At 34.4% G+C, this 22,813-nt stretch carries 22 protein-coding genes and 1 tRNA gene; 11 read left to right on the top strand and 12 right to left on the bottom strand.

Features of this window, described 5'->3' with window-relative positions:
* Positions 1-235: 235 nt before the first annotated feature.
* From BA768_RS07915 to rpsL, 5 genes are all read right to left on the bottom strand, one after another.
* Positions 236-1,750, bottom strand: a complete 1,515-nt coding sequence (locus tag BA768_RS07915; RefSeq protein ID WP_065720331.1) for a LuxR C-terminal-related transcriptional regulator — start codon at positions 1,748-1,750, stop codon at positions 236-238.
* Between the two features lie 286 nt (positions 1,751-2,036).
* Positions 2,037-2,342: a 30S ribosomal protein S10 gene (gene rpsJ / locus BA768_RS07910; RefSeq protein ID WP_002661363.1), complete on the bottom strand. Its 306-nt coding sequence runs from the start codon at positions 2,340-2,342 to the stop codon at positions 2,037-2,039.
* Positions 2,343-2,360: 18 nt separating this feature from the next.
* Positions 2,361-4,478: an elongation factor G gene (gene fusA, locus BA768_RS07905; RefSeq protein ID WP_034677992.1), complete on the bottom strand. Its 2,118-nt coding sequence runs from the start codon at positions 4,476-4,478 to the stop codon at positions 2,361-2,363.
* 6 nt (positions 4,479-4,484) lie between these two features.
* A complete protein-coding gene (gene rpsG, locus BA768_RS07900; protein WP_034677991.1) occupies positions 4,485-4,961 on the bottom strand; it encodes a 30S ribosomal protein S7 in 477 nt (158 codons plus the stop codon).
* A gap of 23 nt (positions 4,962-4,984) precedes the next feature.
* Positions 4,985-5,398: a 30S ribosomal protein S12 gene (gene rpsL / locus BA768_RS07895; RefSeq protein ID WP_031503575.1), complete on the bottom strand. Its 414-nt coding sequence runs from the start codon at positions 5,396-5,398 to the stop codon at positions 4,985-4,987.
* A gap of 220 nt (positions 5,399-5,618) precedes the next feature.
* Here rpsL and BA768_RS07890 point away from each other — a divergent pair, with 220 nt between their 5' ends.
* From BA768_RS07890 to BA768_RS07865, 6 genes are all read left to right on the top strand, one after another.
* Positions 5,619-6,095: a Dps family protein gene (locus BA768_RS07890; RefSeq protein ID WP_034677990.1), complete on the top strand. Its 477-nt coding sequence runs from the start codon at positions 5,619-5,621 to the stop codon at positions 6,093-6,095.
* A gap of 93 nt (positions 6,096-6,188) precedes the next feature.
* Positions 6,189-7,367 carry a nicotinate phosphoribosyltransferase gene (gene pncB / locus BA768_RS07885; protein ID WP_065720330.1) on the top strand — a complete coding sequence of 393 codons (1,179 nt, stop codon included), beginning with the start codon at positions 6,189-6,191 and terminating at the stop codon, positions 7,365-7,367.
* Between the two features lie 74 nt (positions 7,368-7,441).
* Positions 7,442-7,948, top strand: a complete 507-nt coding sequence (locus BA768_RS07880) for a YciI family protein (protein ID WP_123947081.1) — start codon at positions 7,442-7,444, stop codon at positions 7,946-7,948.
* 58 nt (positions 7,949-8,006) lie between these two features.
* The gene (locus BA768_RS07875) at positions 8,007-8,762 is read left to right on the top strand and encodes a DUF5995 family protein (protein WP_065720328.1); all 756 of its coding nucleotides are present in this window, start codon (positions 8,007-8,009) and stop codon (positions 8,760-8,762) included.
* A 61-nt stretch (positions 8,763-8,823) separates the two neighbouring features.
* Complete coding sequence (rmuC, locus tag BA768_RS07870) at positions 8,824-10,302, top strand: DNA recombination protein RmuC (protein WP_065720327.1); 1,479 nt, start codon at positions 8,824-8,826, stop codon at positions 10,300-10,302.
* A gap of 104 nt (positions 10,303-10,406) precedes the next feature.
* Positions 10,407-11,174 (top strand): TrmH family RNA methyltransferase, encoded by a 768-nt coding sequence (locus BA768_RS07865; RefSeq protein WP_065720326.1) that lies wholly within the window; start codon positions 10,407-10,409, stop codon positions 11,172-11,174.
* A gap of 72 nt (positions 11,175-11,246) precedes the next feature.
* Here BA768_RS07865 and BA768_RS07860 read toward each other — a convergent pair whose 3' ends face one another.
* Positions 11,247-11,477, bottom strand: coding sequence for a hypothetical protein (locus tag BA768_RS07860; protein ID WP_034677984.1), 231 nt, complete (start codon positions 11,475-11,477; stop codon positions 11,247-11,249).
* Positions 11,478-11,661: 184 nt separating this feature from the next.
* Between BA768_RS07860 and BA768_RS07855 the strand changes: the two genes are divergently transcribed.
* Positions 11,662-12,828, top strand: a complete 1,167-nt coding sequence (locus BA768_RS07855) for a hypothetical protein (protein ID WP_065720325.1) — start codon at positions 11,662-11,664, stop codon at positions 12,826-12,828.
* Positions 12,812-13,390: a hypothetical protein gene (locus BA768_RS07850; RefSeq protein WP_065720324.1), complete on the top strand. Its 579-nt coding sequence runs from the start codon at positions 12,812-12,814 to the stop codon at positions 13,388-13,390. Before BA768_RS07855 ends, BA768_RS07850 begins: the two co-directional genes overlap by 17 nt.
* Here BA768_RS07850 and BA768_RS07845 read toward each other — a convergent pair.
* On the bottom strand, positions 13,339-13,914 hold the full coding sequence (locus BA768_RS07845) for a 5-formyltetrahydrofolate cyclo-ligase (RefSeq protein WP_083206608.1): 576 nt from the start codon (positions 13,912-13,914) through the stop codon (positions 13,339-13,341). The two genes, BA768_RS07850 and BA768_RS07845, sit on opposite strands and share 52 nt — an antisense overlap.
* Before the next feature lie 108 nt (positions 13,915-14,022).
* On the bottom strand, positions 14,023-15,387 hold the full coding sequence (locus tag BA768_RS07840) for a rhodanese-related sulfurtransferase (protein WP_065720322.1): 1,365 nt from the start codon (positions 15,385-15,387) through the stop codon (positions 14,023-14,025).
* Between the two features lie 348 nt (positions 15,388-15,735).
* On the opposite strand from BA768_RS07840, the gene BA768_RS07835 reads away from it, so the two are divergent.
* The gene (locus tag BA768_RS07835) at positions 15,736-17,268 is read left to right on the top strand and encodes a trypsin-like peptidase domain-containing protein (protein WP_034678301.1); all 1,533 of its coding nucleotides are present in this window, start codon (positions 15,736-15,738) and stop codon (positions 17,266-17,268) included.
* A gap of 68 nt (positions 17,269-17,336) precedes the next feature.
* Here the strand turns inward: BA768_RS07835 and BA768_RS07830 are convergent, their stop codons facing one another.
* The 3 genes from BA768_RS07830 to BA768_RS07820 form a co-directional block, all read right to left on the bottom strand.
* Positions 17,337-17,795 (bottom strand): hypothetical protein, encoded by a 459-nt coding sequence (locus BA768_RS07830; protein ID WP_065720321.1) that lies wholly within the window; start codon positions 17,793-17,795, stop codon positions 17,337-17,339.
* On the bottom strand, positions 17,795-18,175 hold the full coding sequence (locus BA768_RS07825; protein WP_034677978.1) for a RidA family protein: 381 nt from the start codon (positions 18,173-18,175) through the stop codon (positions 17,795-17,797). Before BA768_RS07825 ends, BA768_RS07830 begins: the two co-directional genes overlap by 1 nt.
* A gap of 136 nt (positions 18,176-18,311) precedes the next feature.
* Positions 18,312-20,900, bottom strand: a complete 2,589-nt coding sequence (locus tag BA768_RS07820; RefSeq protein ID WP_034677976.1) for a putative LPS assembly protein LptD — start codon at positions 20,898-20,900, stop codon at positions 18,312-18,314.
* 52 nt (positions 20,901-20,952) lie between these two features.
* On the opposite strand from BA768_RS07820, the gene BA768_RS07815 reads away from it, so the two are divergent.
* Together BA768_RS07815 and BA768_RS07810 are read left to right on the top strand one after the other, a co-directional pair.
* Positions 20,953-22,245: an N-acetylmuramoyl-L-alanine amidase gene (locus BA768_RS07815; RefSeq protein ID WP_051882910.1), complete on the top strand. Its 1,293-nt coding sequence runs from the start codon at positions 20,953-20,955 to the stop codon at positions 22,243-22,245.
* Positions 22,246-22,300: 55 nt separating this feature from the next.
* Positions 22,301-22,372, top strand: a tRNA-Glu gene (locus BA768_RS07810).
* Between the two features lie 78 nt (positions 22,373-22,450).
* On the opposite strand, the gene BA768_RS07805 is transcribed toward BA768_RS07810, so the two are convergent.
* Positions 22,451-22,765, bottom strand: a complete 315-nt coding sequence (locus BA768_RS07805; protein ID WP_065720320.1) for a hypothetical protein — start codon at positions 22,763-22,765, stop codon at positions 22,451-22,453.
* Positions 22,766-22,813: the final 48 nt, after the last annotated feature.

The raw sequence follows: 22,813 nt of genomic DNA, 5'->3' as shown, positions 1-22,813 counted from the left end.
ACCAACTTGAAAAATAAAAGATAAAACAATCTTAAAATGATTGCTTTATAGTGTAATCATAATTGTATGATATGGCGACAAAGATATTCCGGTCTATCTTTTAAAAAAGAAAGAATGCTTATGATTATCACTTCAAATATGCCCAAAATACACGCAAACAGTACTTCAGGTACACTTCAAAAAGACATTTTCAGGAGTTTTTTTAAGAAAAAAAGGATTTTGAAATGATAGACTATTAAAAATCAGAAAACCAACTGTTAATATTTTTAATATCTTCGGGAAGATTAAGCTTTTTGCGAAGTCGGTATTTTTTGCTTTCAACAGTCCTTATAGAAATATCTTTTGCCTGAGCAATTTCTTTGGTATTGAAATCAAGCTTAATCAAAGCACAATACTCAAGGTCTGACATTGAAAGATTAGGACTGATCGACAGAAGTTTTTTATTGAAATAAGGGAATACTTCTAAAAATTTCAAATAGAAAGACTCATCGTTATTACGAGCTAGGTCTATTAAGTATTTAATTTGTTCAGCATCAATATTTTTTAGAGGATGTTTATCAGTATCTTCTATACTATCTGCATTGTTGTCGCCAATAATATTCTTTTGCTTACTTTCAAAAGTATTGACTGTTTTTTTATTTTTTAATTTAAACCTAAGATATAATCCTAATGCAATACTTATTACTATCATAAGCCCTGCTAAAATATACAGTTCCAGCTGAGATTCTTTTTTTTCTTCTTTATTATTTTCAATACTTACTTTTTCAACATTTGATTTTTTTTCTAGTTCGATTTTCTCATTGAGTTTTCTGCTTAGATTCAAATAATAAGTTGATTTCTCAAAATTTTTCAAATCTTTATATGGAGAGGCTATAGCCGGATATAAGAAAACCAATTCCGTATAATACTCAGATTTTTCTGCAAGCACAATCGCTTTTTGAAAATAGTCTATAGACTTTTCTAAATGGTTTTTTTTATATTCCACTTCACCTAGGAATCTGTAAACAGGCACAATGTATCTTGTATCTTTTTCATTAAGCAAAAGTTTTTCAGCTTCTGCAAAATATTTTGTTGCATCATCATACCTGCCTGCGTACAATAAGCTTGCACCATTCACTCGGGCATATTGTGCTACCAATCTGTTTCTTTTGGGATTATTAGTACTAATCATTTTAGCTTCTACATATGCCCTATCAACGTAATAATATAATGAATCTAAATTATTTTTGTTCTCAGCCGAAAGCTCTTCAAATACACTTCCTATATCATTAAAAATTGAAGCCCTCATAATATACATTTTATCCTTATCCGATATTTTAGTACTTAGAGAAAGTGCAAGATTCAATTTTTCTCTGGCTTCTTTATAAAATCCTAAATGGATTAAATATTTCGCTTTATAGTCTATTAAAGAAACTAGTTTCTGTGTATTATTTAGCTTTTCTGCAAGTTGTATAGCTTCAGGAATCTTACTATCAGCATCTTTCAACTGATTGGTATTGAAGTCAGTTTCAATTATTTTTTTAAGAGCGATTAACTGACCTCGCTCGTAATTATTTTTTTTAGAATTGATGTATACATCATTCGACAGTTGTAAGATTTTTTTATGCCCTAAATTAACAAACGCATCATTATCCTCAAGTATCTTACAAAGGCTGTCAATTTTTTTTATTGTTAATTTTTGGGAAAAACAATTAGTTGTTATACAAACTAAAAGAAATATAATGAAAAAATTTTGATACTTAAAAATCATTGTAAATGTGTTTTATAGACTTATATGAGTAGATATATTCAATTTTCGAAAACCGTTATTTTCGATAAGCATCCTACTCAAATATAAGGAATAATTCTTCAGAAAACACAAAAAAAGCATTTATTAATAACTGATTACAAAGAACTTACACATTATACTGACTATATATAAAATTCTTAATAATTATCCTGAATAATAATTTACATAGAATATTTTTTAAACAAAAAAATCCCTCTTCTTTCGAAAAGGGATTTATATTAAGATGATAAGCCCAAAGGCTCAATTATCACACTTTAATTTCTACGTCAACTCCTGAAGGAAGTTCTAATTTCATTAGAGCATCTACAGTTTTAGAAGAAGAAGAGTAGATATCCATCAATCTCTTGTGAGCTGATAATTGGAACTGCTCTCTAGCTTTCTTGTTTACGTGCGGAGATCTCAACACTGTGAAGATTCTCTTGTTCGTTGGCAATGGAATAGGACCGTTTACAACAGCACCAGTAGCCTTTACCGTTTTTACGATTTTCTCAGCAGACTTGTCTACCAAGTTGTAATCGTAAGATTTAAGTTTTATTCTGATTCTTTGTGACATTTCTTGTACTTTAAAAAATTAACCTTTTGCTTTTGCGATGATATCGTCAGCAACGTTTTGAGGAGTAGCTTGGTATTTCTCTAATTCCATAGAAGAAGTAGCTCTTCCTGATGAAAGTGTTCTTAGAGTTGTAACATATCCAAACATTTCAGAAAGTGGAACTGAACCTTTGATTACAACAGCACCGTTCTTTTCTTCCTGACCACTGATCGTACCTCTTCTCTTGTTAAGGTCACCAATGATGTTACCCATATATTCTTCCGGAGTTACAACCTCCAATTTCATAATAGGCTCCATAATTACTGGTTTAGCAGCACGTCCCGCTTCTTTGAATCCTAATTTTGCAGCCATTTCGAAAGAAAGAGCATCAGAATCCACCGCGTGGAAAGATCCATCTTTAAGAGTAACTTTAATACCTTCAACTTCGAAACCAGCCAATGGACCGTTTTTCATTGCAGCTTTAAAGCCTTTTTCAATTGCAGGAACAAATTCTCTAGGAACGTTACCACCTTTGATCTCATTGATGAATTCTAAACCAACTTTACCTTCGTCAGCAGGTCCTAGTTCAAATACAATATCAGCAAATTTACCTTTACCACCAGACTGCTTTTTGTAAACTTCTCTGTGGCTGGCAACTTTTGTTAAGTTTTCTTTGTACTCTACCTGAGGTTGTCCTTGGTTTACTTCAACCTTGAATTCTCTCTTCATACGGTCTACAATGATATCTAAGTGAAGCTCACCCATACCAGAGATGATCGTTTGTCCAGAAGCTTCGTCAGTTCTTACCGTAAACGTAGGATCTTCTTCAGCCAATTTAGCTAGAGCGTTACCCATTTTATCCTGGTCAGCTTTAGTTTTAGGCTCAACAGCGATACCAATTACCGGATCAGGGAAAACCATAGATTCAAGAACGATTGGGTTTTTCTCGTCACACATTGTATCACCAGTTTTGATAGACTTGAAACCTACCGCTGCACCAATATCTCCAGCTTCAATATATTCTACTGGATTTTGCTTGTTAGCGTGCATCTGATAGATTCTTGAGATTCTTTCTTTATCTCCTGAACGAGTGTTCAAGATATAAGAACCTGCATCTAGTCTTCCAGAGTAAGCTCTGAAGAATGCCAATCTTCCCACGAACGGGTCAGTAGCAATTTTAAATGCTAATGCAGCGAAAGGCTCATCTACAGATGGCTTTCTTGTGATTTCAGCATCAGTTCTTGGGTCAGTACCTTTGATATCATCTTTATCCAATGGAGAAGGCAAGTATTTACATACTGCATCCAACATAAACTGTACTCCTTTGTTCTTGAACGAAGAACCACAAGTCATTGGGATAATAGATAAATCGATAGTAGCAGCTCTCAATGCAGCATTGATTTCTTCTTCAGTAATTGAATCCGGATCTTCAAAGAATTTCTCCATCAAAGTTTCGTCATACTCAGAAACAGCTTCTACTAATTTCTCTCTGTATTCAAGAACTTCATCCTTCATATCTTCCGGAATTGGAACTACCTCGAAAGTAGCACCTTGTCCAGCTTCATCCCAGATGATCGCTCTGTTTTTAATTAAGTCAACTACACCTTTGAAATCTTCTTCAGCACCGATTGGTAAAACGATTGGAACTGCATTTGATCCTAACATATCTTTAACCTGGTTTACCACGTTAAGGAAGTCAGCACCTTGTCTGTCCATTTTGTTTACGAATCCCATTCTCGCAACTTTGTAGTTGTCAGCAAGTCTCCAGTTTGTTTCCGACTGAGGCTCTACCCCATCTACTGCAGAGAATAAGAATACCAATCCATCCAATACTCTCAAAGATCTGTTTACTTCTACTGTGAAGTCAACGTGTCCCGGTGTATCGATGATGTTGAAGTGGTAAGGTTTAGTTTCTGGTAAAGCTTTTCCTTGATCTGTTGGAAAGTTCCAAGAACAAGTAGTCGCAGCAGAAGTAATAGTAATACCTCTTTCTGCTTCCTGCTCCATCCAGTCCATTGTAGAAGCACCATCGTGAACCTCCCCAATTTTGTGGTTTACCCCTGTATAGAATAAAATTCTTTCTGTAGTGGTAGTTTTACCTGCATCAATGTGCGCAGCAATACCAATATTTCTTGTAAATTTAAGATCTCTACCCATTTCAGATTAGAATTTAAAGTGTGAGAAAGCTTTGTTAGCTTCCGCCATTTTGTGAGTATCAGATTTCTTTTTGAAAGCTGCACCTTCTTCTCTTGAAGCAGCTACAACTTCATTAGCCAATTTCAAAGCCATAGACTTATCATTTCTCTTTTTAGAGTAGCTAATTAACCATTTCATTGCCATAGAAATTTTTCTATCCGCTCTGATTGGCATAGGAATCTGGAAGTTAGCTCCACCTACTCTTCTAGAACGTACTTCTACGTGAGGCATAACGTTTGTTAATGCATCTTTCCAGATTTCAAGGGCTGTCTTTTCAGTTTCTCCTTTTTTAGTTTCTACGATATCTAATGCATCATAGAATATTTTGAATGCGATTGACTTCTTACCGTCAAGCATTAGGTTGTTTACGAATCTAGTTACCAATTGATCATTAAACTTTGGATCTGGTAACAACGGTCTTTTTTTCGCTTTTGTCTTTCTCATTGTTTCTGTACCTTATTTAATGATTATTTTTTCTTTCCTTTTGCAGGTGCAGCAGCAGCTTGTCCTGGTTTAGGTCTCTTAGCTCCGTACTTAGATCTTCTCTGAGTTCTACCATTAACTCCAGCAGTATCTAATGCACCTCTTACGATGTGATAACGAACTCCTGGTAAATCTTTTACTCTCCCCCCGCGTACCAATACTATCGAGTGCTCTTGAAGATTATGTCCTTCGCCCGGGATATAGGCGTTAACTTCTTTACCGTTTGAAAGTCTTACCCTTGCAACTTTTCTAAGTGCAGAGTTAGGTTTCTTAGGAGTGGTAGTATATACTCTCGTACATACACCTCGTCTTTGTGGACAAGAATCAAGGGCAGCCGATTTACTCTTCTTGGTAAGTGCGACTCTTCCTTTTCTAACTAATTGTTGAATAGTAGGCATTTAATTGCTTTTATTTTAGGGTGCAAAAGTAATAATAATTTTTTAATCTACAAGTAGTTATAAATAAATATTGCCCTGATTTAAAATTTATTTAATCTCAAAATGGCATTGTGATTGATAACAACATAAATATTCTTTCATGAAAATAGTTTTAAACTATTAGTTTTAAAGAGCCTTCAGCGAGAAGCTCCGTAAATTTGTTACCATAAAAAATAAACTTATGAAAAATGCAAACATTATCGGCCTAAATGAAGCCGACTGCAAAAACATTTCAGAAAAACTGAACGTACTTTTAGCTAACTATTCTGTTTTTTATCAAAACACAAGAGGCTCACACTGGAATATTAAAGGAGAACAATTCTTTACCCTACATCCAAAATTCGAAGAGCTATATAACAGCCTAGTTTTAAAAATTGACGAAATCGCAGAAAGAATTCTGACTTTAGGAGCAACTCCTGCCCACAATTATTCAGAATACCTTACCGTTTCTACCATTAAAGAAAGCAAAGAAGTAAACGATGGCAATAAAAGTGTTGAGATCATTTTAAACTCTTTTAAAGTGGTGATCGATTTACAGAGAGAACTTTTAGATATTACAGACAAAGCAGGAGATGAAGGAACAAACTCTCAGATGAGCGATTACATCACAGAGCAGGAAAAAGAAGTGTGGATGTACAATTCATATCTTGGGAAATAATACCGCAGTAAAATTTACATTATTTCAAAAATCGTCTTACATTTAGACGATTTTTATTTTTAAATATTTAAATTTGCGTTAAAATTACACAATATGCAAAACATTCACCTTAACTCTATTCTCGACAACGATTTCTATAAAATCACGATGCAAAACGCCGTGGTAAAATTGTTCCCAAGCCAGATTGTAAAATATGAATTTATCAATCGCGGGAAACATCATTTTCCGGAAGGATTTGATCACGCACTAAGAGAAATTGTCAACAAAATGGCAGAACTTAAACTTACTAAAGATGAGAAAAAATTTTTAGCAAAAACCTGTCCTTATCTAGACTTACCTTATTTAGACTTTCTTGAAGGGTACCATTATGATCCTTCTGAAGTAAAAATAGTGCAAACCGGGAATGATCTTTCAGTGACCGTTGAAGGACTTTGGTACAGAACAATTCTTTGGGAAGTTCCGTTATTGGCTTTAATCAGTGAGCTCCATTATGAAATGAATCACATGGAAAGAGACTCCAATGAAGTGGTGATGAGCAAAACTCTTGAGAAAGCAGATTCTTTAAATAAATTGGGCGTTACTTTCGCAGAATTCGGAACCCGAAGAAGACATTCTCACAAAGTACAAAATCTAGTCATGGAAGCCTTGACACAGAAAAAGGAATCTACTTTTATTGGAAGCTCAAATGTACATTTCGCAATGAAATACAGTGTAAAACCAATCGGGACTCATGCGCACGAATGGTTTATGTTTCATGCTGCAGAATATGGGTTTAAAATGGCGAACGAATTAGCTTTAGAACACTGGGTAGATGTTTACCGGGGTGATTTGGGAGTCGCTCTTTCAGATACTTATACAACCGATGTTTTTTTCCAGCAGTTTGATAAAAAATTTGCAAAACTATTTGATGGAGTTCGTCATGACAGTGGTGATCCTCTGGAATTTGCAGACAAAACGATTGCCCACTATCAGCGTCACGGCATTAATCCTTTATTTAAATACATTATTTTCTCAGATGCTTTAAATCTTGAAAAAGTAGAAGAAATTACTTCATACTGCAAAGGAAAAATCGGTGTTTCATTCGGAATAGGCACGAATCTCACTAATGATGTCGGTTTAAAACCAATGAATATCGTTATGAAATTAATTGGCGTTCAGGCTCCGAACAAAGAATGGATTCCTACCGTAAAACTTTCGGATGAGCACGGAAAATACACCGGCGATCCGAAAATGATTGAACTGGCAAAAGAATTTTTAAGAATCAAAGATTAGCAGGAAGTTCGAAGACAGAAGATGGAAGTCTGGCAATATTTCTTTTTAACCAAAAAACATTAAAAATTACAATGATGAAAAACTTATTATTACTCAGCGGAATGATCATTACTTTAATTTCCTGCTCGATTCAAACGAAAGCTCAAAATGGAAAGCCCGGAAAAGATGGAAATTCTTCCGGTCAAAAAATGGCTTACAATCAAAAGTTAGCAGATTCTTTAGGCGCAGATCAATATGGCATGAAAGGATATACTATCGTCATGCTTACAACCGGAACTGCAAAAATTGATGACAAAACAAAAAAAGCAGAACTGATGAAAGGCCACATGGAAAACATCGGTAAACTAGCCAAAGAAGGAAAGATTACCGTTGCTGGTCCGTTTTTAGAAAAAAATCAGCGTGATTACCGCGGAATGTTTATTTTCAATACCAAATCAAAAGATGAAGCGGAATCCTGGGTAAAAACAGATCCTGCCGTTGCTGCAGGAATTTTCAGTTATGAAATATTTCCGTGGTACGGTTCCGCAGCTTTGCCGTTGTATCTGAAACATCATGATGAAATTTCTAAAGAGAATCCTTAATAATATACCTCGCAAATCTGTGAGGTTTTTTCTTATCTTTAATTAAAACTAAAACCCAATGAAAACCATCGAAGAAGTTCTGAAAAAATTAGACGAAATTATCGTTTGGAGTAAAGCCAATCAAAGTCCGGTCGGGTATTTTGCTTGTACTTACAGAATTATGACCGCACAGGTTTTAAAAGGAATTCAGCAGAAAAAATTTGAAGACAATCCAAGAATGACACAACTCGACATTGCTTTCGCAAGTCGTTATCTGGAAGCGTGGGAAAACTATTCGACCGGTAAAAAATGCAGCAATTCGTGGTATTTAGCTTTTGAAGCAGCTAAAAACAAAGAGTTTTTGATTCTTCAGCATATTTTTCTTGGGATGAATGCACATATCAATTTGGATTTGGGAATTTCTGCCGCATCGATTATGCCATATCGAAAAATCAACCCTCTTAAAACTGATTTTGAAAAAATTAATTCGGTGATTGCTTCGATAAATCAGAATGTTCAGGATTCTTTAAACAAAATATGTTATCCTGTACATCTTATCGACAAACTTTCCAGCGGTAAGGATAATGCTGTTTTAGATTTTGCCATTTCAAAAGCCAGAGATACTTCCTGGGCAACTGCAGTTATTGCTTCCAGCACTCCTAATTTCCTGAAAGATTCGGTTATCAATATCGTAGATTATGCAGCGGCAAAAGTGGCTTCACAGATTTTAAATCCCAAACTACTTTCATCAGCTTTAGCCAAAGAGCTGAAAAAATGCGAGAGTAATCATGTGGTGAAGAATATTGAAATTTTAGAACAGACGAAAATGATTTAATTCTTCAGATATTACGGCAAACCACAAATAAAAATCATTCTTTGTTTTGTAATTTTGAAAAATGGAAATCACCTATCTCATCATCGGATGTTTTGCCGGAGGAATCATCGGCGCTGTCATTGTTTATTTTGTATTGAAATCAAATACGGTTTCAAGAAAATCTTTTGATGATGTCAACAATTCAAACATTCAGAACAAAACCAATCTGGAAAATCTTTATATTAAAATTGATGAACTCAAGCAGATCATAGCGACAGAGAAAGACAAAAACCTGCAACAGTCTGATCATTTGGATGATCTTAAAAATGAGTTTTCAAAAATTTCTACGGAAAACAATTTTCTTCAGAATCAAAACATTCAACTGGAAAAAATTTCTGCCGAAAGACAGCAATTATTTATCAAAAACTCCGAACTATCGGCTCAAAACGAAACCCTGAACCAATCTTTAAAAAACCAGAAAGAAGAAATTAAAAAAATTCAGGAAGAGGGTAAACTGCAATTTGAAAATCTGGCAAATAAAATTTTAGAGGAAAAAACGGAAAAATTTACTACATTAAATCAAAACAACCTCAAAAATATTCTTGAGCCTTTTCAGGAGAAAATCAACGATCTGAAAAATAAAGTTAATGAAGCTTACGAAAAAGAAAACAAGGAAAGATTCTCATTAGGCGAAAGAGTTAAAGAGCTCGCTTTACTTAATCAGCAGATTTCTGATGATGCTAAAAAATTAACCAAAGCTTTAAAAGGAGAAAGCAAAACCCAGGGAAATTGGGGCGAAATGATCTTAGAAAGCATTCTTGAAAAATCAGGGCTGGTAAAAGGCAGAGAATATTTTCTGGAGTATGAACTTCGCGATGAAGATAATAAAGCTTTGTTTTCGGAGTTTTCAGGTAAAAAAATGCGACCGGATGCTGTTGTAAAATATCCGGACGAAAGAAATGTGATCATTGATTCTAAAGTTTCTCTCACTGCTTTTACAGAATTGGTTGATGAAACCGATCAGGATGTTTATATGATCAAACTGAATCAGCACTTGTCTTCCATAAAAAACCACATCAATCAACTAAGCCAGAAAGCGTATGACGATTACGGTAAATCTTTGGACTTTGTGATGATGTTTATTCCGAGTGAGCCAGCTTATATTGCCGCAATGCAAGCCGATCAGAACCTCTGGAATTTTGCGTACGACAGACGTATTTTATTATTAAACCCAAGCAATCTGATCACTTCCTTAAAACTGATTGCCGATCTTTGGAAACGTGAATATCAAAACAAAAACTCCATGGAAATAGCAGAAAGAGGAGCAAAACTGTATGATAAATTTGTAGGTTTCATAGAAAATTTAGAAAAAGTAGGAAAAAATCTGGATCAGGCAAAAAATGTATATAATGATGCGTATGGACAATTATATTCAGGTAGAGATAACTTAATCAAACAAGCGGAAAGAATGAAAGAACTTGGAATTAAAAATAAAAAAGAACTTCCGCAAAGCCTGACCGATCATTCTGACAATCATTTGGATAACACTATTGGAGATTAAATCTTCTTTGACAATTGATTTTGAATAGCAGTATTCTATTATTATCGATAAATTATTTTTAAAAAGTTATTTTTGCATCAATTATCATTCATAATTGATCAATCATGGTTATCGAGAGTTTCCAGAACGAAAAAATAAAATATATTACCAAACTTTTAACGGACAACCGCTTCAGAAAAAAATCTGAAGTTTTCGTTGTGGAAGGACAACAGGAAAATGAGAGAGCCCAAAAATACAGTTTCGAAGCTCTTGAGTTTTTCCTTTGCGAAAGTATTTTCAAAGGAGAAATTCCAAAACAAAAAACTCATTTTGTAAGCGAGAAAATCTACGAGAAAATTGCTTATCGCGGAACTTCAGAAGGCATCATCGGCGTTTACAAAACAAAAGAAGCAAGTCTGAACTCATTTAAGCCAAAAGAAAACTCCACGATAATCATCGTTGAAGGAGTAGAAAAACCAGGAAATCTCGGTGCAATCTTAAGAAGTTGTGAAGCTTTCGGAATCGATGCATTGATCGTTGCAGACGGAAAGACCGATTTTTATAATCCAAACGTAATCCGTTCAAGTGTTGGTTGCCTTTTCGGAATGGAAATTTTTCAGGCTGAAAACAAAGAGGTGCATGAATTCCTTCTAAAAAACAGTTTCAATATCTACACCACCATTATGGATGAAACTTCAGAAGATTTGTTTAAAAGGGACTTTACAAAACGTTCTGCTGTCTTATTTGGTACAGAACATTCAGGTTTAAGCGATTTCTGGTATGAAAAGGGACAAAACACCTTGATCCCGATGAGCGGAAGCATTGATTCATTAAACCTAAGCAATGCAGTAGCAATTACCTGCTATGAATCTTTGAAGCAGAAGAAAGAATAATTTTCAGATTATCAGACATAAAAAAACCGTCTCGCTAAGCGAAACGGTTCTTTTATTTTCAGTCGTAACTGATTAGTGCTTAACTGCAGTTTTAGCAGAATCAGCAGCAGCTTTAACTTCAGTTTTAGCTGAATCAGCAGTAGCAGTGATAGAATCTTTAGCAGCACCTGCAGTAGAATCGATATCAGCAACAATTGAATCTTTGTTAGCTTCGATTGAATCAGTTGAAGTTGTAGCTTCACCTTTCTTACAAGCAACTAAAGAGATAGCAGCGATAGCAGCTACGAATAATGACTTTTTCATAATAAATTAAATTTAATTTTGTTAATATTGTTTTTTAAAATCTTTTTCTCTGTTCGGTTATTTGAACAAGACAAAGGTATAGCAGATAGAAAATTTGTTTATGAAAAATAATTGTAATACCTTTGTAAAACAGTTTTACAAATAAACATTACTGATAATCAAAAACTTAACTACTTTTTAAATAGTGACAGATTTAGACCTTTTACATTTTGAGCAGCTCAAAAAGGACGTTCAAGCTCAATACTTGAAAGAATACACCCCTTCTTATGATGAAATATCTAAGTGGAAAGGCATTGATATCATTTACTTTCAGGAAGACCTTCGAAAAAAAGCGAAAGGAAACATCAGTGAAAAGTCTTTTTATACTTATTTTAAATCTTCTCCGGTTACAAAACTTCCGCGTATTGACATGCTTAATTTATTGAGCATTTATGCGGGTTACGACTCTTGGTATGAATTTAAAAAGACCCATCTTTTTGCGGGTGAACTATTAACCGATGAACAGGAATTAGATGATAAAGACATCAAAGAACTTGAAAAAACAATATCGAGTGCCCTGAACTTACCAAAAACAGAAGAAGCATCTCAAAAAACAGATTTTCAGCCTCAAAAAAATATTGTTTTACAAAAAAACAATACTGAAAATCAGACAATTAATAAAAATTCAGACAATTCTAAAGTCGCTCAAAAAACCCCGATAAAAAACCCTAAAAAGAGCTATCAAAAAACAGCTTGGATTACTGCAACAGCAATTTTTGTAACGCTTTTAGGCCTTTTAGGATTTAAAGATGAAATTTTTCAGAAAACTTATGTGTATTGTTTTACTGACGCCGATAGAAATTTAAGCGTACAAAGGGATATCGAAATAAAGGTAATTAAAGAAAATGAATCTCCGATTTTATATAGAATAAAGCCCGGAGAATGCTTCAGATATCCTACCAAGGACAAAACATTGAAAATGCAAATAAGTTCTACTACTTATGAAAATCTTGAAATTAACAGAAATCTTGAAAATGCTCCTGAGGAAGAAACAATAGAACTAAAGCCCGACGATTATAAAATGGCGCTGTATTATTTCTCTATAAAAGATATTAACGGAGAAAATTCGGAACAGCTTATTAAACAAAAAAGAAAACAGCTGGAAAACCTCATCAGTAATAATGCCGTCATTACTCAGGTATACGACAGCGATATTTACGGACTCGAAACTTTAGACAAAGAAGACTATATTACTCTGGTAACCACACCTACAACATCATTAAAGAACCTTAACGTTATCGAAATGATAAAAGCGAAAGGCAAAATTGTATCTATCAAATTTAAAATCTCAAGCCATGAAAACAATAAATAACATTTTGTTTTTGACGATACTCTTAGGAATCATCATGATTGCATGCAAAAAAGAGGAAACCAACAGCATCAGCGATCTTGAAAAACTTAGAAATACTGAAAACATAAGTGTTCAGATGGACAGCGCACAGGCAATAAATGCCATAACCATGCAAAAAGTGCAGGATGTTCTCGATCTGTCAACGCTTTACCTTTCCGGAAACAAGAATACCGAAATCGACACCGCTATATATTCTAAAATTGAAAAATATTTTCAAAAATCGGATTCAGTAACATTCCAGGGACTTTTTAAAGAACTTGAAAGCCTGAAAGTAAAGAAAGTAAAAGTGAGTAACATTAATGTCTTTAAATCGATTAAAGATAAAGATACTCTGGACTATGCCAAATTTAATGTAGAATATATTGGCGACAAAAACAAATCAATCGGAAACTTCGAAAGAAGTGCACAATATACTTTGGTTTCTAAAGCAAAAGAAAAAAATAAAGAATTCAAGTTTTACTTTATTAAATTTTATTCGGATGCTCCCGAAAAAGACAGCACTTCTGTTGGCGTAACAAGATAATCAAGCGGAATATCATTTTCCCAGACATCATCGATATTTTCATCGGGGTTAAAATAATTAACTCCGATTTTTTTTGTCTCTTTTGAAATGGTTTCGAAAAATCCATCATAAAAACCTTTCCCATAGCCTACCCTATTTCCATTTCTATCAGCATAAAGTAATGGAGTAACCACATAATGAAAATCTAAAACCCCTGAATCTTCATTAGAAACCGGCTCAGAAATCTGCCAATCATTAATTTCATATTTTGTATCTGCAAAAATCTCAACGGAGATTAGTTTAGTATCAACAATTTTGGGAACAAAAACTCTGATATTTCTACTTAAAAAGTAATCGATAAAAATATGAGTGTTGATTTCTTTAAACTTTTCAATAGGAATAAAAATGTGGATTTTCTCCCCTGAAGAGTGTTTAAAGTAATCAATGAAATTTTTAAAAATCTCATTCGACAATTGAAAAATCTCATTTACAGTTAATGATTTTCTTTTTCCCAAATACTTTTTTCTGAGTTCAGATTTTTTCATCATCAAATTTATAAAAAGATAGCGCTCCTACGGAGCGCCATTATGTTAAACTGCAAAATAATACACAGATAAAACTCTTACGGAGTTTTCAACCTTGCTACTATGATATTAATCTAAAATCTTGTATATTTTATCTGACAAACGAACTCTGAAAGGAAGTTCAAATGTAATCTGATCACCAACTTTAGCAGTATTGCTGAATTCACCATCAACAAAAATCTGATTTATTGTAATCTCCTGCTCTCCTGTGGTCGGACCTGAAATTAACGCTTTATCTCCTACAGATAATTCATTATTTTCTATTAAAAACTGTGCAATTTTCGATTTTGAATAATAATGTTCTGCTTTACCTATCAAAGTTTTCTTAACTTTTATTTTTTGACGAATATCTTTTGTCTCAGCTATGGTTGCTTTTGCCAAAGTCTGTGTTGAAAGCTCTCCGGAATTTTTATATTTCAAAGCTTCAGACTTTCCTTTTCTAAACACTTTATTACCAACCTGAAGACCTTTTCTTTTGGCAACCTGTTCTTCCCAAGGCAAATGAATGGTTTCCAGACATTCTGTAGAACAAGTGTTTTCCATCGCCGCTTTACATTCGTCACACTGGATAAACAATAAATGACAAGCATCATTTGCACAATTCGTATGGTTATCACAAGGTTTTCCACATTGGTGACACTGAGAAATAATATCGTCTGTAATTCTTTCTCCTAAACGGTGATCGAAAACGAAGTTTTTCCCAATGAATTTACTTTCAATATTTTCTTCCTTGATCTGGCGGGTATATTCAATAATTCCGCCCTCTAATTGGTAAACATTTTTAAAGCCCTGATGTTTGAAGTAAGCGCTTGCTTTCTCACAACGGATTCCGCCGGTACAATACATCAAAAGATTTTTATCTTCTTTAAAATCCTGCAGCTGTTCATTAATAATCGGCAGACTTTCTCTGAAGTTTTCTACATCGGGCGTAATTGCTCCTTCAAAATGCCCCACTTCACTTTCATAATGATTTCTGAAATCTACAACAATCGTATTCGGGTCTTCCAACATATCGTTGAATTCCTGAGCTTTCAGGTGAATCCCTTTATTGGTAACATCAAAAGTTTCGTCATTCAAACCATCGGCAACGATTTTATGTCTGACTTTTATTGTTAATTTTAAAAAAGAGTGATTATCCTGCTCAACGGCAACATTCAGACGAATACCTTTCATGAAGTCATACTCTTCTAAAGTATTTCGAAATGCCTCAAAATTGTCTGCAGGAACACTCATTTGAGCATTAATTCCTTCATGGGCAACATAAATACGACCCAACGCATCAAGTGCATTCCAGGCTATAAATAAATTGTCGCGAAATTTTTTGGGATCTTCAATTTTGGCATACGCATAGAAAGACAATGTAAGACGTTCCTTACCAGCTTCATCAATAAGTTGAGCTCTTTCTTCTGCGCTTAAGGTGTTGTACAGTTGCATGCTATAAACGTTTTAAGTGAGAAAAATAATTCTGCAAATATAGCTAAATTTTAAAAAAGTTTAAAATGAGAAAGATCATTAGATCGGTGAAGGCATAAATTTTGACATTATTAATTATGATTTAACTTTTTGTCTGTTTTACATATCTATAAATATGACATTTTGTCTTTAATAATTTTTTAAGCAGTGTTAAACTACCACTATAATTATGACATAAACTATAAAATGGTATAATTGTCGTTAAATTTTAGTTAAAAATGAAACACTTAAGATTATTTACATACTTATTTAGCATTAAATTTGTGTAAGATAAAAAATAACAATTCAAACAAACAAAGAAGACATACAATGAAGAGTACATTTAAAAAACTATTACCATTTGCTGTAGTTGGAGTGCTTTCAGGAGCAACGACTGTCGGTGTACAACAATATTTAGGTTCTGATTCAAACAGTTCAGACCAATCTTATTTTACAAAATCTACCAACGCATCTTTTGTCGGAATGAATTCTGCAGCAGTGGGTGATGATTTTGTAAAAGCAGCCAAAACTACGGTTCCGGCGGTCGTAACCATCAAAAATTACCAGAGCAGAGCAACAAGCAGAGCTTCCGAGCAGGATCTTTTCGATTTCTTCTTTGGTGATCCGTTTGGAGGAAGAGGTCAGCAAAGACAAAGACAGCAGCAACAGGCTCCGGACAACATGCCTTCCGGATTAGGTTCAGGGGTAATTATTTCTCCCGACGGATATATTATTTCAAACAACCACGTTGTGGCAGGAGCAAATAAGCTTGAAGTAGTTTTAAGCAATAAGAAATCATACATCGCAACTTTGGTAGGAACCGATCCAAATACAGATATTTCATTATTAAAAATTGAAGAGAAAGGTTTACCTTATTTAAATTTTGCCAATTCTGATAATGTGGAAGTAGGACAATGGGTTTTGGCAGTAGGTAACCCGCTAGGTTTAAACTCAACCGTTACTGCGGGAATTATTTCAGCTAAAGGAAGAGGAATCGGAATTTTAGGCGGACAGGGTAAAGCAACAAATCCTATTGAAAGCTTTATTCAGACCGATGCTGCAATTAACCCAGGAAACTCTGGTGGAGCTTTGGTAAATGTAAATGGTGATCTTATCGGAATCAACTCTGCAATCTCATCAACCAACGGATATTACCAAGGTTACGGGTTTGCAGTTCCTGCGAATTTAGCAAGAAAAATCATTGAAGATATTAAGAAGTTTGGTATTGTACAAAGAGGTTTCCTGGGTGTAACTACTTTAGATCTTTCCAACGATCAAATGGTTGCAGCTTATAATAAAGATCAGAAAGCCACATTAAAAGCAGGTTCGGGAATGTTTGTAACCGGATTCTCTGAAAACAGCGGTGCTGAAGACGGAGGTATCAAAAAAGGTGATATCATTACAAAAATCGATACGTACAACATTACAGATTTCGCAGATCTTTCTGCAGCCATCGGAAGCAAAAGACCAGGAGATAAAGTACAGGTTACTTATCTGAGAAATGGTAAAGAAAACATAACAACCGTTACGTTGAAAGATCAAAAAGGAGGAACTTCTACAAGAACAAAAGCAGATCTTAGTGTAAGTGAAAAAATCGGAGCCGAGTTTGATCCGTTAAATGAAAAATTCAAAACTGATTACGGCTTAAACAGCGGTGTTGTAGCGAAGAACGTATCTGAAGGAAGTGAGATGGCTAAAATCGGTATCGTTGATAATTATATCGTGATTGAGATCAACGGCAAGCCAGTTAATTCTCAAAAAGATGTTGAAAAAATCTTAGAAAGCTATAAAGGAAATGTACAGGTAAAATTCGTAGATGACTACGGAAGAATTTATACAAAAGGATTCAAAATGCCTAACTAAACAAAAAAGATCATACAACAAAAACGCTGCAGATTCTGCAGCGTTTTTTTATGTTTAAAAATAATAGTTTAATTATTTTGATTATTCATCTTTTCAGCAATTCTTCTCTTTTTATTTCTTTCATAAATTACCTCAACGATCTTACCTCCCATCCATGCAAACGGAAAAAAGACAAGAAATATAGATATTTTATAAAATGTAGGATGATAGGGAAATATAATCACGTCCAACATTGCAATAAAAAGCATAATAAAACCAATAAGAATTGCATAAGCTACCTTTGCAAATTTTACAATCAAGGCAGTAACAACTCCTCCAACAGTAGTCCCCAAACCTGAAATAAACAGCAAAAATCCAAAAAAGGCATCATTATTTTTCATGCTTTCTAAAAATCTCTGCCAATGCTCAAACGGAGCAAATGCTTCAAAGGTTACCCACTGCGGAAAAGCTCTTATACCAAGAGTGATTATAAGCCCTGCAATCACAAGACCTACCAAAACTGCAAATGTATTTCTTATAAAGCTCATTAATCCTGATGTGCGATCATAGAAATTTCGATATCAACATTCTTTGGAAGACAAGAAACCTGTACGGTTTCACGAGCAGGATAGCTTTCAGCATCAAGATATGATGCATAAATATCATTCATCACAGCAAAATCATCCATACTTTTAAGGAATATGCTCGCTTTTACAACATTTTTAAAGGTCATTCCGGCTTCTGTAAGAATTGCCTCCAAATTTTTCATAACCTGATGCGTTTCTTTTTCGATACCTTCTACCAATTTACCTGTTGCAGGATCTACAGGAATCTGACCAGAAATATACAAAACTCCGTTTGCAAGATTTGCTTGTGAGTACGGTCCGATCGCTGCAGGAGCATTTACTGTGTTGATTGTCTTTTTCATTATATAGATTTATTATTTCTAAAAAATATCTTGTAATAAACTGCTTATCATGAAATATTAAACAATTTAATGATAAGTCATTCGATTTTTACTTCGGCTGCAAAGATAAAATTTATATTCTAAAATCAACATGACTTTAGAAAGGTGCATTCGGTTGGGTGAAACTTCTGTCTTTATACTTCAATGCATCACTTAGTATATTCGCTTTAATTCCGATAAAGAAGTCATACACTTTGTACTGACCGAAAGGAACCCAGTTGAAATTGATGGTAAAACTTCGCTGGTCTCTCGAGAAACCGATTCTTGTATAAGCCAATTCTTTGGTCACCATATCGTAGTGCGTACTTCCGTTGATATTCCAATACGGAGTTAATTTAATACTACCATCTAAACCGATCGACGCCATTTTGGTCGCCGTTCGTGAAAGTGATCTTGAATATTGGTAATTGGCATTCACATTTAAAGTCCAAGCCTGTTCAAAATGGGCGTAATTATCATCATCAAAGAAGTAATTTTCGTTTCTGATTTCTCCTTTTTGAGAATAGATTTTAGAATAATCTTTTTTCTCTCCAAACAGTTCGTTACTTAAAGGATATGAAACCTGCACATTGAATCCCTGTACACTGAAGTGACCAAAATCCTCCGTTCTGATACCGGTATCTTCTCCCGGCGCAAACAATATTTTGTACGGATCAATTGTTAAGCTTGTATTGACACTTAATTTGTTATCAAAGAAAGAAGACTGTCCGTTAACAGAAATAATTGACCAAGGATGTGTTTTTGCAGCAAAGTTGTAATTACCGCTGATGTTCAGGGATTCAAAAATTTTCATTTTTTTCACTCCTGTAGAATCACTTTTAGATCTTACTTTCATTTCAACATTGTTTCCAATGTTGTAGTTCAAAGCACCGACCATACCGGTTGTGGGTGATCCTACAATTCCTTTATCAAAAATAGAATACGGCGTCAATGCTCCGTTGGCGTTGTAATAATTTCTGAAATAACCGAATTGTTCCCCACCGAAATCAGGAGAATAAGTAAATCCGATGCTCGGAGTCATCATATGTCTTATTGCCTGTATTGCTGATCCTTTTTTAAAATTGGCCTGTCCGTAAAGCTGGGTCTGAACACTTGCTGTTGTTGAAAAAATACTATATCCTGCTATTTTTTTATTGATTTGATCTACTTCAACATTCTGAATAGGGTCGTAAAATTTCGTCAGCGTTTTTGTGGTTAGGGCATTGTCAATCGTTGCTCCCAAACTGAAGGTGAAATATTTTGCAAAAGTAGTATTCGTTCCTAAAGCAATATTATTTTTAAGGCCGGTCTGCATTTTATCCCACATTTCGTTGGTAAACAAACCTCCTTCTTCCATGCTTACAAAGTTGGATAGATTTAAACCTGTATTCACGGTGATATTTTCCAAAAGACCTGTTCTTACGCCTGTTTTAGATTTAAATAAATAAAACTGGTTGATGGCAACGTTCATTTGCGGAAGACGCAAATCTGACAATCCGGTAGCAAAATTCTGAGAATAAGAAGCCGTTCCTGTAATGGTTGCAGGAAGCTTCAGGAATCTTTTCGTTAGTGTAAGTGTTGAGTTTTGCTGGGTTCTCAAAACACTCTGATCCATAATATAGTTATTGTTAACCGTATTATTGTAGAATGTCTGGCTCGTCATATCCACCGAAGCAGAAAAGGTAAGAAACGGGTTCGCTTTTGCATCCTGAGTATGTCTCCATGCGATTCTGTAAGTTCCTGTTTTACTGTAATTATCCAGACCCTTAATTCCTCGTACGGTACTTCCGATATCTGCTGAGAAATTACCCGTATATCTGTATTTTTTAAGATAATTCATTTCAGGTCTTAAGTTCCAGCTCCCTTTTGTATAAATATCGGCAAGAACTTTAAGGTCAAAATGCTCTCCTATCGGCTGATAATATCCAATTCCGTTCAGGAAAAAGCCCACATCCTGTCTTTCCCCAAAACTCGGGATCAAAATACCTGCAGATCTTTTGCTTGAAAAAGGCAATATTGCAAACGGTAAAACCAGCGGAGTCGGAACGTCTTCAATATACATCTGCGACGGCCCTACAATCAAAGATGAGCTATTTTTACCCTTCTGCATTTTAATATAAGATGCCAAAAGGTGATAATCGGGTCTTGTATCTTTTTTTTCTATGTAGTAAGAATCGGTTGTAAATTCTGCATGGCGCATCACAAAAACAGAATCGTTGTATTTTTTTGTTTTATCGGCAACAATAAGACCTTCACTTTCTTCTGTTCTTGCATCGTAGGCTATTGCTTCCCTTGTTTTTGTATTGTAATTAAAGCTTTTTACCTCATACTTTTTCCCACCCTGATTCACTTGTGCCAATTCAACAATATTTCCTAAAGAATCCTGCTTTCCGCGTGCGAAAATCAGACTTTTCTCTTCATCTATAGAGATGTAATCGGCATCAATCTGCATATCCTGATACTTCACCTGAGCATTTTTGTTCAGATAAATCATCTTTTTCTGCACATCGCGTCGCTTGTCATCGGCTTTTGTATAAAGAATATCCTGCAGAGATTCTTTAGGCACAGCTATGGTATCTTTTTTGGAAATAGTATCATTAATTATCGTAGCTTCTTTCAGTTTCTCAGGATTTTTCTGTGCTAAAAAACTGTTAAAAATTAGGATAATTAAAATTTGTAATATATTTTTGAAGACGGTTTTGTCCAATTTTATTCTGTATAATTTGGCTCAAAATTAATATAATTTTTAAAACTGTAAGATGTACAAACTAAATTTTAGAATAATTTTAGCATTTCTACTCATATTCTCCTCTACATTTATTTTCGCACAAAAAAAATTCACGGTCGTTTTGGATGCAGGTCACGGAGGAAGTGATAACGGAGCTAATAGAAATTATCCGGACATTGGTCTTGTTCAGGAAAAACATGTTACCTTGGCAATTGTTCTGAAATTAGGGGCAATGCTTGAAAAAAACAAAGATTTTAAAGTTATTTACACCCGAAAAATTGACGAATATCCTTCATTGACTGACAGAACCAATACAGCTAACAGAAGCAAGGCAGATCTTTTCATTTCGGTTCACGTAAATTCTTCACCAAGCCGATCGGCAACTGCAAGAGGAACCGAGACTTTCGTACAGGGACCGGCACAGAACAGAGAAAACCTTGAAGTAGCAAAACAGGAAAACAACGTAATCTATCTGGATGAAAAAGATAAGGAAACGTTTGCTTCTTACGATCCTTCTTCACCGGAATCTCTTATTGCATTAAAACTTCAGCAAAGTAAATATCTTGAAAACAGCCTAATTGTGGGAAGTTTTGTTGAAGAAAATTTTGAAAAAACAGGACGTTTTTCAAGAGGTGTAAAACAGGAAAACCTTCACATTCTGAGAAGAAGTGCGATGCCATCAATCCTTATTGAAACCGGATTTGTGAACAATTATGAAGATGCAGCTTTTTTAAATTCAGAAAAAGGGCAACAGGAAACTGCAGAAAATATTTACAAAGCGATTATCGATTATAAAAAAGCAATTGATAGAAAAGGAGGCGTGCAAATTGTCACCAAAAAGCCCGAACCTGAAAAACCGGCAGAAGTAGCATTGAAAAATGATTTCAGAATTCTACTGATGACCATGCCTGTAAAATACAATAACGGCGACCCTGAACTAAAAGGTCTGAATTATGTTCTTACCATTAAAGAAAACGGACTTTACAAATATTATTACAGTGTTACCAATATGGCTTCTATAAAAGACATTAATCTTAAAACAGCTAAAGATGCAGGATTCCGAAATGCATATGCAGTAGGATTTATGCCAAATCAGAAATTAAGTATCGGATACTACAACATTGAAGTATATACAGGAAAAGATAAACTGAGTAGCAATTCTTATATTCTGCAGACTCTGAAAGATGTGGAAAGAAATAAATCAAACGGTATGTTCTATTATACCTACGGAAAAGTTTTCACTTTGGAAGACGCCGTGAAACTTCAGAAAGAACTGGAAGACAAAGGAATAAAAAACACCGTTATTCAGAAGAATTTTAAATAAAGGTTATGATTTTGAAGTTTGAAAGTAAATTCATACTTTTGCAACCTCAAAATTTGGCCTATTCGTCTAGTGGTCAGGACTCAAGGTTTTCATCCTTGCAACAGGAGTTCGATTCTCCTATAGGCTACTTACCAAAACAAAAAAGCTCTCTCTTCAGAGGGCTTTTTGTCTATAATTATCTTTAATATATTTTAAAACTACATTCTTAATAAGCTTTATAAAATTCAAACCTCTGAAATTTGTCTTTCCTGTAAACCTTAAATTTTAGGCTATTCGCTTCTTTAGAAATTGAATCTCCTACTTTAATATTATATGGCAAAATTCCGGTTGAGTCAACCTGTAGTCCATTTTCTAAATAAAATTCAGTAGTTCTCAACTGCCAATTACTTCTGCCTACCACTTTTGAATTCACTTTTTCGCTGTAAAATCTGTCATAATGATGATTGGTATAAACCAAAAACATGGTAATAGCTATGACAGCAATAACAAGAGGTAAAAACTTGATATACTTTTTATTCATAATATTTTTCTAAACAGACCAATAAATGCAACAAATCTATTCTTTCTT

Source organism: Chryseobacterium sp. CBo1 (assembly GCF_001693475.1).
GTDB lineage: Bacteria > Bacteroidota > Bacteroidia > Flavobacteriales > Weeksellaceae > Chryseobacterium > Chryseobacterium formosense.
Note: the sequence above shows the minus strand (reverse complement) of the source record. Positions and strands in the feature narration are given on the sequence as shown.